Here is a 15538-nt window from a genome sequence, read left to right as displayed (position 1 = left end):
GCCCCTTGCGCGGCCCGGTTGGCGTTTTTCATTGGGGGCACTGGTTGTTTTCACCGTTGCGCACGCCGGGTGCGGCCCGCAAAATGCTCCTCATGAAACCTGAACTTGTCTGCTTCGGCGAATTACTGTTGCGCATGTCGTCCCCTGCCGGCGAATTGCTGCTGCAAACACCGCGCCTCGATGTCTGCATCGGCGGCGCGGAAGCCAACGTTGCCGTGTCGCTGGCGCGCTTCGGCCACCGCGTGTCGCTGGCCAGCGCGCTGCCCGCCAATGCGCTCGGTGAAGCCGTGCGTGACGGCGTGCGTGCGCATGGCGTCGATACCGGCGCCATCCACTTCGCGCCCGGCCGCATCGGGCTGTATTTCCTGACACCGGGCGCGGTGCTGCGTCCGTCGGAAATCGTGTACGACCGCGAAGGCTCCGTGTTCGCACAAACCGATCCGGCCACCTATGACTGGCCGGCCCTGCTGGCCGGCGCCGATTGGCTGCACGTGTCGGGCGTCACGCCGGCGGTGGGTGAACGTGGCGCGCAGGCGGCGCTGGACGCCGTGCGCGCGGCGCGCGCCCTGGGCGTCAAGGTGTCGTTCGACGGCAACTACCGGGCCACGATGTGGGCCCGCCAGGGCAGCGACGGCGCCACCGTCCTGCACGAACTGATGCGCCACGCCGACCTGGCGTTTGCCGACCAGCGCGACATGGCGCTGGTGCTGCGGCGTCCGGAACTGGCGCGGGGCAGCCGCGCCGACGCCATGGCCGCCGCCTTCGAAGCCTTCCCGCAACTGCAGCGGGTCGCCGCCACCATCCGCACCCAGCACAGCAACGATCACCACGAACTGGCGGCAACCCTGCACACGCGCGCCGGCGCCATTGCCGCGCCCGGCCACGCCCTGCACGGCATCGTCGACCGCATCGGCACCGGCGACGCCTTTGCCGCAGGCCTGCTGCATGGCTTGCTGCGCGAATGGGACGAAGAACAGGCGCTCGCATTCGGCCTGGCGGCGGCCGTGGCCAAGCACTCGATCACCGGCGACTTCAACCTCGCCAGCGAAGCGCAGGTCCTGGCCGCGTGCACCGGGGGACTGGACGTGCGGCGCTGAATCCTCGCGGCGCCTGACGGCGCCACGCCTTACCCGATGCCGTAGAACCGCTGCGCATTCAGGCCGAACACGGCCTGCCGCTGCGCCTCGGGCAAGTGCGCCAGCAGCGCTTCGCTGGCCCTGATCCAGTCGCCATAACCGGCCGCCAGCAGGATCACCGGCCAGTCGCTGCCCCACATCACGCGCCCCGGCCCGAACACGTCGAGGATGTGGTGCGCATAGGGCCGCAACTGGCTGGTGGTCCAACCAGGGCCGGCCTCGGTGACCATGCCGGACAGCTTGCAATGGACGTTCGGCAGCGCCGCCAGGCGATCCAGATCATTCAGCCATTGCGCGGCCGGCTCGCCGTCCATGGCCGGCTTGGCCAGGTGGTCGATCACCACTGGTAATCGCGGATAGCGCTGCGCGAACGCCAGCAGCGCCGGCAAATGGCGCGGCAATACCAGTGCGTCGAAGCACAAGCCATGTTCCAGCATCGCCGCCACGGCCGGCGCCAGCGCCGCATCGTCGATCCAGCGGTCATCCCCGAGGTCTTGCAGCATCGGCCGCAAGCCGCGCAACTTCGGATGCGCGGCCAGCGCGGCAATGCGCCGGGGCGCATCGGCCGCCTTCAGGTCGGCCCAGCCGACCACCGCACCGATGAAGGCGTGGCGGTCCGCCAGCTCCAGCATGAAACGGGTATCGTCCTCGTTCGGCATCGACTGCACCAGGACGGTGGCGGCAATGCCGTGTTGCTGCAACAGGCCCGACAAATCTTCCGGATAAAAATCGCGGTAGATCGGCGCCAGTTCCGGCGGCGGCCAGGAACCCGCGCGCGCGGCCAATTGCCAAAAGTGTTGGTGTGCATCGATCCGCATCATGCCCTCCTCGCCATCGGCGGCGTTCCGTGATCCGCGGCGCCCAGCGCGGCGCGCAAGCGCACCTGCGGCAAGTCCAGGCCCAGCTCGGCAGCCAGTTGCAGCGCCGGCAACAGGCGGCGGCGTTTTTTCTCGTCGTGGTTTTGCGCGATATCGGACAGGCGGTGGGCCACGTAGGGATTGTTGAAACGGTCCCGGACCTCAGCCCGGTAAGCACGGCCGGGCTCGCCCTCACCCAGGGCCGCGAACAGCGGCAAGACTTCCTCGTCCCACACCTGCTCCAGCACGCCGCCCAGCGCCGGGTCGGCCATCGCCTGCCGCACGGTTTCGTCGGCCAGGCGGCCGCCGCGCAGCCACTGCTCCGCCAGGAAGGTGTGGCCCAGATTCAGCATCAGCAGCTTGCGCCGCTCGTACGGTTCCAGCCGCTCCGTCACCACCATGCACGGATGGCGGCAAGGCAGCACCATGCCGGGCTGGGCCTCGATCGCCCACAAGGCATACGGCTCGGCCACCGCGCCCGCCGGCTCCAGCGCCTGCGACACGATACGGTCGACCAGCGAATTCACCCACACGCAGCTGTGTTCGAGGTAGGCCACGAAAGCGCCATCCATGCGCCAGTTACGCGCCAGTCCCAGCACGGCGTCGCGCAGCACGCTGCCGTTGTTGGCGACCAGCTCGCACGGCATCAGGGTCACCGGCGCCGCGCCGCGCAAAAACCGCCCATGCAGCAGCACCAGCAGCTTGGCGGGGAAACTGCGCGGCGCGCGCCAGGTTTCCAGCAGCATCGGGTTGTCGTAAGGGTCCAGCTCATACCCCCGGTCGCCGGTATTGGACACGATGACTTGCGCGGCCTCGGCCGCTTCCACCACTTGCGGCCAATCCTGGTCCGCCCGCAGCGCGTGGGCCACCGACGTGACGCGTTGTTCGCGCTCATACGCGGCGCCGTTTTGCCAGCCGCGCACGATCACGGGATAACCGCCCCCCTGCCGGAACGCCGCCACGCGGCGCGCGCTGTCGGCGCTGCCGGTGGTTTGCACGATGGTGATATGGCCCAGCGCGTTCCCTGCCGCCAGCGCTTCGCTGACGAACAGGTCAACGTGCGCCTGCAGGAAACGGCTGGTGCCGAATTGAAGGATAGGATGCACTTACACCTCGACGATGGCTTTGATGACGCCGCTGGCGGGGTCCATCCATTGTGGCAGCACGCCAATGAATTCGTCCAGGGTGGTGCGGTGGGTGTTCATCAAACCGGTCGGCACCTGGCCCGCCTTCATGGCCGCCAACACGGTGCGGAAATCGTCGGCGGTGGCGTTGCGGCTGCCCAGCAGGCTGGTTTCGCGCTTGTGGAATTCCGGGTCGGCAAACGAAATGCGGTCCAGCACGATCGACACCAGCACGTAGGTGCCCGCGTGCGCAACGAATTCCAGGCCGCGTTCCATGGCTTTCACGTTGCCGGTGGCGTCGAACACCACGTCGAAGAATTCGCCGTCGGTCAGTTTCGCCAGCGCTTCCTTATCGCCGTCCTTCGCTTCCACCGTGTGCGCCACTTTCAGCACGTCGCTGCTGAATTGCAGCCGGTCGGCGCGGGTATCGAGCACCGTCACTTGCGCCCCTTGCAGGCGCGAAAACAGCATCACGGCCAGCCCGATCGGACCGGCGCCCACCACCAGCACGCGCTGTCCCGCCTTCACCGCGCCACGGCGCACCGCGTGCGCGCCGATCGCGAGGAATTCCAGCATCGCGGCCTGGTCCAGCGAAATGCCGTCGGTCTTGAAGACGAATTGCGCCGGCAGCGCCAGGTATTCCGCCATGCCGCCGTCGCGGTGCACGCCCAGCACCTGGATATGGGTGCAGCAATTGGTCTTGCCCTGGCGGCAGGCGACACAGCGCCCGCACGACAGGTAAGGCATCACGTATACCGGGTCGCCCGGCGCCAGCCCGGCGCCTTCGGGCGCGCTGACCACTTCACCGGACAACTCATGCCCCATCACACGCGGATACTGCAGGAAGGGCTGGGTGCCCCGGAAAATGTGCATGTCCGTGCCGCACAGGCCGATGCGGCGCACCCGGATCAAGACTTCGCCCGGCGCCGGCACGGGAATGGGCGCTTCGCACATGCGCAACTCGCCGGGGGATTGGCATACCACTGTTTTCATCAAAGTTGTCCTTGCATTGTTTTAATGATTCCTGGCGGTGGCCGGAATCGGTTCGAGGATCACGGCGGCGCCGCCGGCCGGCGCCATGCGCAGCGGCAGCGTGTCGGCGGACGTGACTTCGCGTTGCACACGCCGCACCTCGTTCGGCGTGGCGCCGTCTTCCCACACGGTGGCGCGGTAACGGCCGGTGGGCAGGAAGCGCAGCGGCACCGGCTCGTCGCGGCCGGCCTCGTCGGCCGTCATGGCGCCGAGGTACCAGTTACCGCCCTGGCGGCGCGCCAGCACGATGTCCCGGCCCGGCGTGCCGGACACAAAGCGCGTTTCATCCCACGCGGTCGGCACCCGCTGGATGAAATCGAAGCCGGCATCGAAGCCGGCGCCGCCATGGTACGCTTTCGGGTCGTCCGACACCATTTGCAGCGGGCTGTCGTACACCACGTACATGGCCAGTGCCTGGCCGCGCGTCGATTGCGTAAGCGGCATCTCGGCGCGCACCGTGAAGCCGGCCGGCGTGCCGTTGCGGAAGCCGCCCGGCGTGTAGTCGATCGGGCCGGCCAGCATGCGGGTATACGGCAGCATCAGGTTGTGGCGCGGCGTGATCGACTTGTCCATCTTGTTCCACTCCGCGCCGCGCACGCCTTCCTGGGTAATGAAATTCGGATAAGTGCGCTGCAGCCCGTCCGGCACATAGGCGCCGTGCAGGTCCAGCAACAGGCGGCGCTGCGCGGTGGCGGCGGCGACACGCTGGTAGAAGCCGACCACTTCCTGGTCGTCGCGGTTCATGAAATCGATCTTGACGCCCTTGATGCCCCAGCGCGCATAGGTGTCGAGCACCTCGTCCATGCGCTGCGCCACATGTTCCCAGTGCGCCCACAGCATCAAGCCGACGCCCTTGGCCGCCGCATAGCGCACCAGTTCCGGCATGTCGATACCGTCCGCCGCGCGGGTGATATCGGTCTCCGGCCGCGCCAGCCACCCCTCGTTGTTGGCGCCCTTGGCCCAGCCCGCATCGATCAGGTAATACGGCAGGCCGGCGGCGGCGGCAAAATCGATGAAGCGTTTATAGCTGCCCATGTCCGGCTTCATGCCCTCCAGTGGGCCGGACCACCAGTCCCATGCGGCCTTGCCGGGCTTGACCCAGCTGAAATCGCCGGCCGGCGCCGGGTTCAGGTTGCCGACCAGGTGCGAGGCGATCAGGTCGCCGGCACGGTCGCCCATCATGACCACGCGCCACGCGGTGGTCAGCCCGGACGGCGAATCGACCGCCAGCGCGGGCCGCTTGGGCGGCGCCGACAGCCGCACCTTCAGCGCATCGCCGTCGCGCCACAGCGATGCGCCGGCGTAGCCGGCCAGGTGCGCTTGCGTGATGGCGTACGCGGTGCGCCCGGACGGCGTGCCGCACACCACCGGCACGTCATAGCCCTGGCCGGTCCGCATGTGCGACACTTTCATGGGGTCGAACCCGACTTCGTGCGCGCCGTCGGCCACCGACACCAGGCATTCTGGATCGCCGGCCGGGACGAACGTGGTGCGTTCGCCGCGCAGGCGCACCGGCGCCGCGTCGTCCAGGCGGTAGCGGAACGCCACCCCTTCGTTATAGGCGCGCACGTCGAGCAGCAGGCGGCGCTTGCCGCCTGCGCGCTCGCGGAACGCCAGCGTGGCGCCCCGGTAATGGTCGCGCGCCGATGCGGCCTTGGTGGCCACCAGTGCGATGGTGCGGTCCACCCGCACATCGCTGCGCTTTTCCAGCGCCAGGCCTTCCAGCGCCGGGGCGCCGTCCAGTTCCAGGCCCAGCGCGGACGGCGCAAGCACGGCTTCGCCGCCGCGCGTCACGGTATAGCGGCTGGCGTCGGCGTCGATGCGGACGGCGATCTTGCCGTCCGGCGAAACAATGGTGGCGGGCGCCGGCGCGGCCCAAGCCGGCTGCAATACCGGCTGGCTCAGCGCGGCGGCGACCGCCACGGCGGTCAACAGGGGTTTCTTCGTCATGGTGTGGTCCGCGAGTTCAGTGTCATAAAGCCGCCGTCGATCGGATAATCGCAGCCGGTAATAAGGATGCCGCAGGAAAATCGTGTCGTTGTATACATGCGCCGGCCGCGGCGTCGCCGATGCCGCCCATGCGCCGCGCCTTGCATGGCCTACATTGTCCATTATAAATTTAAGACATGCAATTAGTCCAGTTTGCACCGCACGATGAACACATTGTGCGAGCATCGCCAGCCCCATTGCAATTACAAAAACCGCCATGACGGCATACGAAATTTCACAGCATCCGGCATGAACAAGACCGTTGGTATCCTACCTATTAAAGACACTGTGAGTCGATGCGAAATTTCACTTGCCGGATTAGTGAATATCGCAATTGCCGCGTGGCGCCGGAACTTGCAAGATAGAGATTGCCAATCTTCAACTTGCCGCCCGTCGTCATGCCAGGCCATCGTTGCAAGACCCGGCGGCACACTAATAACACTACAGAAAGGAACAAATCATGAGGAGACCAACGGTGCGATTCCAGCTGACAGCGGTCGGACTGGCCTGCGTCGCGCTACTGAGCGCTTGCGGCGGTGGCGGCGGAGACAAGGGCGGCAGTGGCAGCGGCGGCGCGGTACAGTCGATTTCCTTCCCATTCCCTGGCGGGCCTGAGGTGGCCATACCGCCCGCCGTGGCAACGACCAAACTGAGGGCCACGGCCAGCTCCGGCGGCCCGGTCACCTACACGTCGCATACACCGGACGTCTGCGCCATCAATGGCGACACGCTGTCGCTGTTGAAGGCTGGCGAGTGTTCCGTGACGGCCACCCAGGCCGGTTTTGAAGATTATGCACCGGCCTCGCAGCGCCAGCTGTTCGTGATTCCAAAACGGCCGCATATGGTTTCCTTCCGCAACCCGGGCGCGCAGGCGCTCGATGGGCAGCCGGTTGCGCTGGCCGCCGTCTCCGACCTGGACCGGCCCGTCACGTTTGAAACCACCACGCCCGCGGTGTGCACGGTCAGCGGCAGCACCCTGACCAAGGTCGCCAACGGGCTGTGCACCGTCACGGCCAAGTCCGAAGGCGGCGACATTTTCGCAACCGCGACGATGACCAAGAAGATTCCGGTCGGCACCGAAAAGGCGCCGGTGCTGACGCATTTCTCCGGTTTCAAGGATGCCTCGACCACCAAGGAGGAAGGCGCCGTCAACGGCTACGCCGGCGTCAACCTGAACGGCTGGTGGTGCAACGGCTGGTGCGACCAGGTCCTGTCCGAAGACGGCAACAACCTGCGCTTCACCTTCAATACCAAGCTCGACAAGCCCAACGACGGCAGCTGGATTGGCGGCTACTATGGCCTGCACGTGCTGGCCGGCAGTTTGAAGGAGCTCTCCAAGGTCGGGCCGATGGTCACCGGTGCGCGGATCGATTCCCAGTCGACCATGAAGTTCCGCATTGCGCAAAACGCGGAATGGATCAAGACCGGCAACAACAAGATCAACGTCGACCTGGTTCTCGGCCACTTTGCCCTCAAGGACGGCAAGGATGCGTGCAACGTGACCCTGCGCTCGACAATCAAGCCAGCCACGACCGACGCCACCGACTACACCGTGTCCCTGCGCGACCTGACGGTGGCGGAATCGTGCGGACTGAAAGATGTCAATCCCTGGTATGAACTGCAGGACTATCCAATTGTGCAGGTGTCGTTCAACGCCGACAGCATGAACATCTCGGTGTCGAGCACGCCGCTGGATAAACCGACCTACCCGACCCAGCTGGTTCTGACCGGCCCGATCACCTTCCAGTGACGGCGGACCGCCCGGCAGATAGCAAGGCATTTACAAGAGGACAAATATAATGAAGAGAATTGAGACAAGCACCAACAGCAAGCACATCAGGATGACCGCGCTGGCGTTTGCCGCCGCGCAGGTCGCGCTGTTGTGCGGCAACGCGTATGCGCAGACCGAGGCCTCGGGATCGGAACCAGCCGCCAAGGATGGCACCAACGTTGTCGTGGTCACGGGCCAGCGCCGGCAGATGGAAACCGCGCAAAGAATCAAACAGGAATCGGACTTGATCGTCGATTCGGTCGTGGCCGACGAGGCCGGCAAGCTGCCGGACAAGTCGATCACCGAAGTGCTGCAGCGTGTCGTGGGCGTGACCATGGACCGCAACCGCAGCCGCACGGGCGCCAACCTGGCCGCGAACGGCCTGGGCTTCGACGTGGAAGGCTCGGGCATCCAGGTGCGCGGCCTGTCTTGGGGGTCGTCCACCTTGAACGGCCGTGAAACCTTCTCGGCCGGCTGGCCCGGGCGCGAACTGAGCTGGGGTGACATTCCGCCGGAACTGATGTCGGGTGTGGACGTGTTCAAGAACCCGTCCGCCGAACTGATCGAGGGCGGCATCAGCGGCCAGGTCAACCTGCGCACGCGCCTGCCGTTCGACACCAAGGGCCAGTTTGGCGCGCTCTCCGCGTCGAACAGCTATGCCGAGCTGGGCAAGAAGAGCTCGCCAGCCTTCTCCGCCCTGTATTCCAATCGCTGGCAAACCGACTTCGGCGAGTTTGGCGCACTGGTCGATGTATCGTTCAACCGGAACACCAGCCGGTACGACACGATCAACCAGTCGGTCTACTACCCGCGCAGCAACCTCGTTGCCGGCAAGACCGTATGGGTGCCGGTCGGCGCATCGTGGGGCAGCAACGATGGCGAAACCGAGCGCAAGGGCTACTATGGCGCCTTGCAATGGAAGAAGAACGGCAAGGAATCGTCGCTGACCTACTTCGACTCCGGGTTCCATTCAACGAACTTTGACAATAGTATCTTCACCGGCGGCGAAGACGCCTATCTGACCAAGTATACGGACGCGAAATATGACGCCAACGGCGTGTTCCAGTCCGGCGTGCTGAGCTATCCCATCGGCGGCCGGGGCGCCAACCAGTTCGCCGAGGGCGGCTTGAGCATGGGCACCACCCGCAATTACAGCGACGTGCACGGACGCACCCGCGAACTGGCCTGGAACTTCAAGTGGCAAGTCAATGAGAGCTGGTCGCTCCAGAATGACCTGCAGTGGGTACACTCCACCAACTCCGGCGACTTCGGCATGATCAACCTTGGCACCTACGTGCCGAGCATGGGCGTGGACGTTTCCGGCGGGCGGCCGTCGTTCGTGTTCGACGAAAAGGCCCGCAATTTCCTGGCCAATCCAGGCAATTACTTCTGGGGCATTTCGCAGCCCGACGTCAACAAGGCCAAGGCCGACATGTACGCATGGAAGGTGGACGCCAAGTACGTCTTCGATCATCCAGTGCTGCGCGACGTGCGCTTCGGCGTGCGCCTGACCGACCGCACGTCGACGAAATTCAAGAACGCCGGCACCGGCTGGAAATCCTACTCCGAGGAATGGGGCGTGGCATCCACCAAAGTGCCAGGCCAGTTGCCGCAAGTCTCCGACCTGGGCTGGCAGCGCAGTAACTTCGGCTACTTGAGCGACCCGCGCTATGCGGCCCTGGGCAGTGTGGAAACGTTCACCTTCCCCAACTTCTTCAACGGCAGGATGGTGGCGCCGCCCACCATCGTGGTACCGACCAGGGCCCTGATTCAGGACAAGCCGGCCGCCTACCAGAAGCTGCTGACCGCGCTGCGCTACAACTGTGAAGACGCGAACCTGATCAAGGGCACCAGCGCTGACTGCTCGAAGATTGGCAACGACTGGGTGCGCGACAGTTTCAGCAACGACCCCAAATACATCAGCAAGCACAATGAAGGCACCCAGGCCCTGCATGGCACCGTGCGCTTCGGCTTCGATGACTGGCGCTTCCCGGTGGAAGGCAATGTAGGCGTGCGCGCGATCCGGACCGATACGGTGGCGCACGGTTACACCGTGTTCAAGCCAACCTATGGCGATACCACACCGCCCAGCGTTCCGCGCTTCGACAGCATCGATCAACCGCTGGACCTGACGGACAGCCATATCGACGTGATTCCCAGCCTGAACCTGAAGGCCAACCTGACGGACAAGCTGCAGGCGCGTTTCGCCGCGTCGCAGGGCATTTCGCGTCCCGGCTTCGACCAGATGCAGGAGTACATCAAGCTGGAGCAGAAAATCACGATGGACTCCACTGGCAAGAACGTGGCCATGGTCTCCTACCTCGGCAAGAACGACGGCAACGTGAAGCTGAAGCCGCTCAAGGCCAACAACTTCGACGTGTCGCTGGAATGGTATCCGCAGAATGGCCAGTCGCTGACCGCCGTGCTGTTCTACAAGAAAGTCAAGGACATCATCATGTCCGAGACTTACCGCCGTACCTTCAAGTCCCTGGCCGGCAGCGAGCAGGAATTCGAAATCACCGGGCCGGCCAATGCGGCCAAGCTCTGGCTCGGCGGTATCGAACTGGCCGGCTCGACCTACCTGGACAAGCTGCCAGGGCTGTCGGACCGCCTGCCTGACTGGGCCAAGGGCTTCGGTATTTCCGCGAACTTCACCTACATCGACGGCAAACAAGAGCTGTATCACCCGTTCAAGCTGGCTTACTGCCCTGCCGGCGACTTGAAGATCGGCGAAACCCTGTACGGTTGCGACACCAACGGCTTGCCATTCAAGGATTTGCCGGTGCCCTACATGTCCAAGCGCGCCTTCAACACCGCGTTCATGTACGACCGCGGACCGATCTCGGCACGCCTGGCGTACAGCTGGCGCGACCGCACGTTGCTGGCAACGGGCGTGTACGGCGCGTCCGGCAACAACGGCACCAGCGCCGATCCGGTGCGTATCGCAGCCAACGGCGGCGTCGCGCCGAGGGACGTGGGCTGGGGGATTCCGGTCTGGCAAGAGGCCGTGGGCCAGTGGGATGCGGGCCTCAGCTACCGCTTCAACGATCACTTCTACGCCAGCTTCAATGTCAGCAACCTGACCAAGACCGTGACCAAGCAAACCAACCAGCAAGCCCCGGGCGCCATGGGCCGTTCGTGGTTCGATCCGGGCCGCAGCTTCCGGTTGCAGGCGGGTTACACCTTCTGACCGGCGCTCCACCACGCCAGTCGTCATCTTAGCCGGCCCCGCGACAGCGGGGCCGCCGCTTCCCCGGACCCTCAACGTTTTACCAGCACCGAGGGTCCTTTCGGGGGTGTCAAAGCCCCCTTTTTTCCCCGCCTACATTTCGTGAAGCGCGCCTTGCCGCAGACAGCGCCAAAAGAAAAGCCGGCTTGAACGCCGCGGTCCTGATGGCACCGCGGCGCAAGCCGGCTGTTTATTGCGCGAGAAAAAAGCTTATGGACGGCCAACCACGATGCCGCGTCCTGCCGTGCTCATGTACACCACGCCAAAGGTATTCATGTCGCCGACCACGAAGCGGCCATTGCCAACGCCGCCATACTGGTGCGCGTTGTCATTGATGCGGGTCCAGTTGGCGCCGGCATCGGTGGAGCGGAACAGGCCGCGCACGCCGCCGACGGTCCCCCAGATAAAGACGGTGGGGTACGTCGCGCCGCTGGCCGCCTTGCCGAAGCCGACGGCGGCGCAGTAGCTGACATTGGACAAATTGGTGAATTGCCAGCCCGAACTGGTGGTGCGGGCCAGGCCGCCGCCGTACAGCGGCACCCAGATATCGCCTTCGCGGCCCGGCGCGGCGCGGATCACGTCGGAACCACCGGTGGCGATGGTGCTGAACTTCCAGAACGACGCGCCGCCGTCGGTACTGATCATGAAGCCGCCGTCCGCCGGGTTGTAGACGTAGAACTTGTTGGCGTTCGACGGATCGGCCACCGGCCGCGCATTGTTCACGCCCAGCCCGCCCACCGTCGACCAGTTCGCCCCCATGTTGGTGGAACGGTAGGTGGTGGTGGAATTTTCCGGGCTATGCAACAGCGCGGCGCCGCTGGCCGACAGCGCGACTTGGCCCTTGCTGCCGTTCATCGTCGCTTGTGTCCAGTTGACGCCGCCATTGGCCGACGTGTACAGCTTGCTGCCGGTACGCACCGCCAGGCTGGTATTGGCGTCCGCCACGGCCAGGCCGGTGGTGGTGCCCATGGTCGGCGCATACATCGGATTGGTGTAGGTGGTGGTGTTGTAGTGCAGGAAGCCGTCCACGTCGCCCAGCGCCGACAGCACCGGACCGCCCGGGATGCTGACGATGTTCAACGGCACCGTCTCTTCCAGGCCCTTGGTGACAAAGGTCCAGGTGGTGGTGGTGGCGTCGATGTCGCTGGTCTTGAAGACGCCGTTGCCCGACGTCAGCCACACCGACTTGGTGTTGAACGGGTCGAACGACGCCGTGCCGGCCCAGTGGATCTTGGCGCCCGCTATCCAGTTGATGCCGCCGGTATCCATGGCAAAGCCGCGCGCCACCACGTCGGTCCAGCTGGCGCCGCCGTTGGTGGAAATGTACACGTGGTCGCCATTGGTGCTGCCCTGCGCGCCCCAGTAGTTGACCGTCGACGCCACCAGGCGCTGCGCATTGTTCGGGTCGACACTGATGCCGCTGAACCCGGCCGTCACGCCGGACGGCGTGACATTGGTCCAGGCCCCGTTCGAGATCGTGTATTTCCAGATCTGGCCGCTGTTCACCGGTTCCGTACCCGACTGGTTGCCGTGCGGACCGGCGCCATTGGCATAGGTGACGTACAGGTTGCCGGCGCCGTCAAACGCGGCGCGCTGCGGCATCAGGCCTGACGGGGCGCCCGACACTGCCGTGAATGAACCGCCGGCGTTGTCGCTGCGATAGAAATTCGCGCCCACCGAACCGTAGCGCGACACGCCCACGAACAGGCGCTGCGCCACGCCGCCCGACACGCTGCCCGGATCGGCCATGACCACGCTGATGCCGTTGTCGTTGGGCGTGGTGGTCACGTTCAGCGATGTCACCTGCGACCAGCTCGAACCGGAATTGGTGCTCTTGAACAAGCCGTTGCGGCGCGTGCCGACGTACAGCACATTGCTGGAACCCGGATCGACCACCAGCCGCTCACCATTTTGGCGGCCCATGCCATTGCCGTGCGCCTTGAACTGGCTGGTCACGTCGATGGTGGTAAACGTTGCGCCATAGTCGGTCGAACGCAAAATGGCGGTCTTGCCGCCATTAAAGTAATCGATCCCGGCCAGCAGATAAATGTTGCGCGCGGCCTTGGGATCGATCGCCAGCGATTCCACGCCCAGGTAGCCGGTCTGGTCGTCCGCCACCCAGTCCAGCAGCGGCACCCAGCGGCCATTGCCGTTATCCCAGCGGAAAGCGCCGCCAACGTCGGTGCGCGCATAGACCACGCCCGACTCCGTCTTGCTGGGAATGACCGCCGAGACAAAGCCGCCGCCGCCCATGGCGATGGTGTCCCATGTGTAGGCCGCTGCCGGCTGGGTCGCCGCCATGGCGAACACCCCGCATGCGGCGGCGACCCAAGGTCCCGCCCGGTGGAGCACGTTTTTGATCAATTTCATTGAACTGCCTCCTGGTGAATTGTTATTGATGTGGATAAGGCAAAGCCTGTTGTCCATACACGGGCAACAGGCTTCGATTCCCGTGTTGCAGCGGGAATGTTCAAAACATATCCGAAACAATTCTCACCAGGCGGCCGCACTATACCGCTTGGGCCAAATCATTCAGCAGGTTGGTGAGTTTCGTAACGCCGGGTGTTGCGGCTTAGCCGCTTACCACCGGTGGCGGCGCCGATGCGCCGACGAAATCCATGATCTGCTGACTGTGGCGGGCTGGCGGACGGCGCGTGCGCGCCGCGCCGCCGACGCCAGCCCCGTCAAGGCTTGTTGACGGGCTCCAGCGTCACCAGCACCACGTCATTGCTGCGCATCGGCACCGTGACATCGAAGCTGCCGGCCTTGCCGACGGTGACTACGCGGTCGGACTCCGGCTTATCCTGGGTCAGCGTGTTCAATTGCGCGAGCTGCTCCGGCGTCAGCGTCTTGGGCGCGCCCATTTCCACGTAGGCCGTGTAGGCATCGTTGGCCTTGAAGCCGGTGCGGCGCACCTGCAGGCGGTACTGGCCCGGCCTCGCATGGCGGAACTGGACCGCCGCCGGGGCCGAGCTGGTGGCCGGCACGACGCGGCTGTAGAACGGCCGGTTGCTGACCTTTTGCTCCGGCTGCTGGAAGTCCCACACCACGGCGCGCAGCGCGGCGCCATCGGTGGCCGCCCACGCTTGCGGGTCCTTGACGGGGATTTCCTTGCCGCTCAGCGCGTGGAGGTACTTGTAGGTGAAATACGCGCTCTTGCGGATGCCCTGCGGGTTCATCAGGCCAAAACCGCCTTCGAACGGTTTGGTCGGCGGACCCGGCTCTTCAAACAAGTCGGTGTAGGTCCAGTAGCTCATGCCCTGCACCATGCCCTGCGTGCCTTTGAGCTTGCTGAGGATGTACGGTGCGCTGACATAGGAATCGTGCACCAGGTCGCGCGGCGTGTAGCTGGTGCTCCATTCCGTGAAATACAGCGGCAGCTTGGGGAATTTGGAGGCGGAAATCTGTTCGCGCACGCGGCGCACGTCGCCGATGATGGCGTCCGGCGATGGCGACAGCTTGGTATCGCCCTCGCCCTTCTCGTCGAGGAAGCCGCCATCGACGCCATAGGTGTGGGTGGTCACGAAATCAACCGGGGCGCCGCTCTTGGCCATGTAGTCGAGGAATTCCGGCACCCAGGCCGCACCCGCCGTGGACGGGCCGCCGACCGGCAGCGCCGGATCGATCGACTTGATGGTCTTGGCGGTCAGGTCATACAGTTCAAAATAGGCCTTCTGGTCGGCCTTTTCCCAGAAGCCGTCCAGGTTCGGTTCATTCCACACTTCGAAGAACCAGGTGCGCACTTCTTCCTTGCCATAGCGCTGTTCGATGTGAACGATGAAGGCCGCCACCAGGTCTTTCCAGGCCTGCGGCTCCGGGTGCGACGTATTGCCGGCCCAATAAAAGATCTGGTTGTTCGACGTCGCCATGGCCTTGGGCGTGAAGCCCAGTTCGACGAACGGCTTGATGCGGCGCGCCAGCAGCTTGTCGTACAGTTCGTCGATCTTGCTCCAGTCGTAGACGATCTTGCCGTTTTCCTTGCGCACGGTGTTCAGCACGTCGTGGAAGATCGCGTGGAACCGGATGTAGCGGAAGCCGGTCTCGTCGACCAGCGTCTTCAATTGCGCCATGCTGTCGTCGCGGATCAGCGTGCCGGGATAATCGGAACCGATCGACAGGTCGTAGAAGCGGTCGAGCGGCTTGGTCGCCTGCGCCGCGTCGAGGACAATCGGGCGCGGCGCCTGCTTTGCGGCCGGCGTCTGCGACGCCGCGGTCAATGGCAGGCAGAGCGCCGTGAGCGCCGCCAGGCAAGTGTGCTGCAAGTGTTTCATGGGTTGGCATTCCTTGTCGTTACGGATTGGTCATGATTGGTCATGGCATTGCGTTGCCGACCAGTGAGGCACGGAACGGCAGCGCGATCCGAACAGATGTATTGTGGGAGGCGTGCCCATGGCGCGGCA

Annotated in this window: 10 protein-coding genes; 4 read left to right on the top strand and 6 right to left on the bottom strand. The window is 64.9% G+C overall.

Going from position 1 to position 15538, the window contains the following annotated elements:
• Nucleotides 1–92: 92 nt before the first annotated feature.
• Nucleotides 93–1097, top strand: coding sequence for a sugar kinase (locus AC1RRC_RS02370; RefSeq protein WP_493053639.1), 1005 nt, complete (start codon nt 93–95; stop codon nt 1095–1097).
• A 29-nt stretch (nt 1098–1126) separates the two neighbouring features.
• Here the strand turns inward: AC1RRC_RS02370 and AC1RRC_RS02365 are convergent, their stop codons facing one another.
• The 4 genes from AC1RRC_RS02365 to AC1RRC_RS02350 are packed head-to-tail and all read right to left on the bottom strand — an operon-like array spanning nt 1127 to nt 6099.
• Nucleotides 1127–1957 (bottom strand): amidohydrolase family protein, encoded by an 831-nt coding sequence (locus tag AC1RRC_RS02365; protein ID WP_493053638.1) that lies wholly within the window; start codon nt 1955–1957, stop codon nt 1127–1129.
• Nucleotides 1954–3099, bottom strand: coding sequence for a mannitol dehydrogenase family protein (locus AC1RRC_RS02360; RefSeq protein ID WP_493053637.1), 1146 nt, complete (start codon nt 3097–3099; stop codon nt 1954–1956). Before AC1RRC_RS02360 ends, AC1RRC_RS02365 begins: the two co-directional genes overlap by 4 nt.
• Nucleotides 3100–4110, bottom strand: a complete 1011-nt coding sequence (locus tag AC1RRC_RS02355) for a zinc-binding alcohol dehydrogenase family protein (protein ID WP_493053636.1) — start codon at nt 4108–4110, stop codon at nt 3100–3102. It lies immediately after the preceding gene.
• Nucleotides 4111–4131: 21 nt separating this feature from the next.
• Nucleotides 4132–6099 (bottom strand): glycoside hydrolase family 97 protein, encoded by a 1968-nt coding sequence (locus tag AC1RRC_RS02350; RefSeq protein WP_493053635.1) that lies wholly within the window; start codon nt 6097–6099, stop codon nt 4132–4134.
• Nucleotides 6100–6598: 499 nt separating this feature from the next.
• Here AC1RRC_RS02350 and AC1RRC_RS02345 point away from each other — a divergent pair, with 499 nt between their 5' ends.
• Complete coding sequence (locus AC1RRC_RS02345; RefSeq protein ID WP_493053634.1) at nt 6599–7888, top strand: hypothetical protein; 1290 nt, start codon at nt 6599–6601, stop codon at nt 7886–7888.
• 49 nt (nt 7889–7937) lie between these two features.
• Nucleotides 7938–11099 (top strand): TonB-dependent receptor, encoded by a 3162-nt coding sequence (locus tag AC1RRC_RS02340; protein ID WP_493053633.1) that lies wholly within the window; start codon nt 7938–7940, stop codon nt 11097–11099.
• 249 nt (nt 11100–11348) lie between these two features.
• On the opposite strand, the gene AC1RRC_RS02335 is transcribed toward AC1RRC_RS02340, so the two are convergent.
• Complete coding sequence (locus tag AC1RRC_RS02335) at nt 11349–13508, bottom strand: exo-alpha-sialidase (RefSeq protein ID WP_493053632.1); 2160 nt, start codon at nt 13506–13508, stop codon at nt 11349–11351.
• Between AC1RRC_RS02335 and AC1RRC_RS02330 the strand changes: the two genes are divergently transcribed.
• Nucleotides 13495–13836, top strand: coding sequence for a hypothetical protein (locus AC1RRC_RS02330; protein WP_493053631.1), 342 nt, complete (start codon nt 13495–13497; stop codon nt 13834–13836). The genes AC1RRC_RS02335 and AC1RRC_RS02330 overlap by 14 nt on opposite strands.
• Here the strand turns inward: AC1RRC_RS02330 and AC1RRC_RS02325 are convergent.
• Nucleotides 13823–15409 carry a GH39 family glycosyl hydrolase gene (locus AC1RRC_RS02325; protein WP_493053630.1) on the bottom strand — a complete coding sequence of 529 codons (1587 nt, stop codon included), beginning with the start codon at nt 15407–15409 and terminating at the stop codon, nt 13823–13825. The genes AC1RRC_RS02330 and AC1RRC_RS02325 overlap by 14 nt on opposite strands.
• Nucleotides 15410–15538: the final 129 nt, after the last annotated feature.

This window comes from Pseudoduganella sp. GW821-FHT12E03, assembly GCF_058807115.1.
This window is presented reverse-complemented; position numbering and strand designations above follow the sequence as displayed.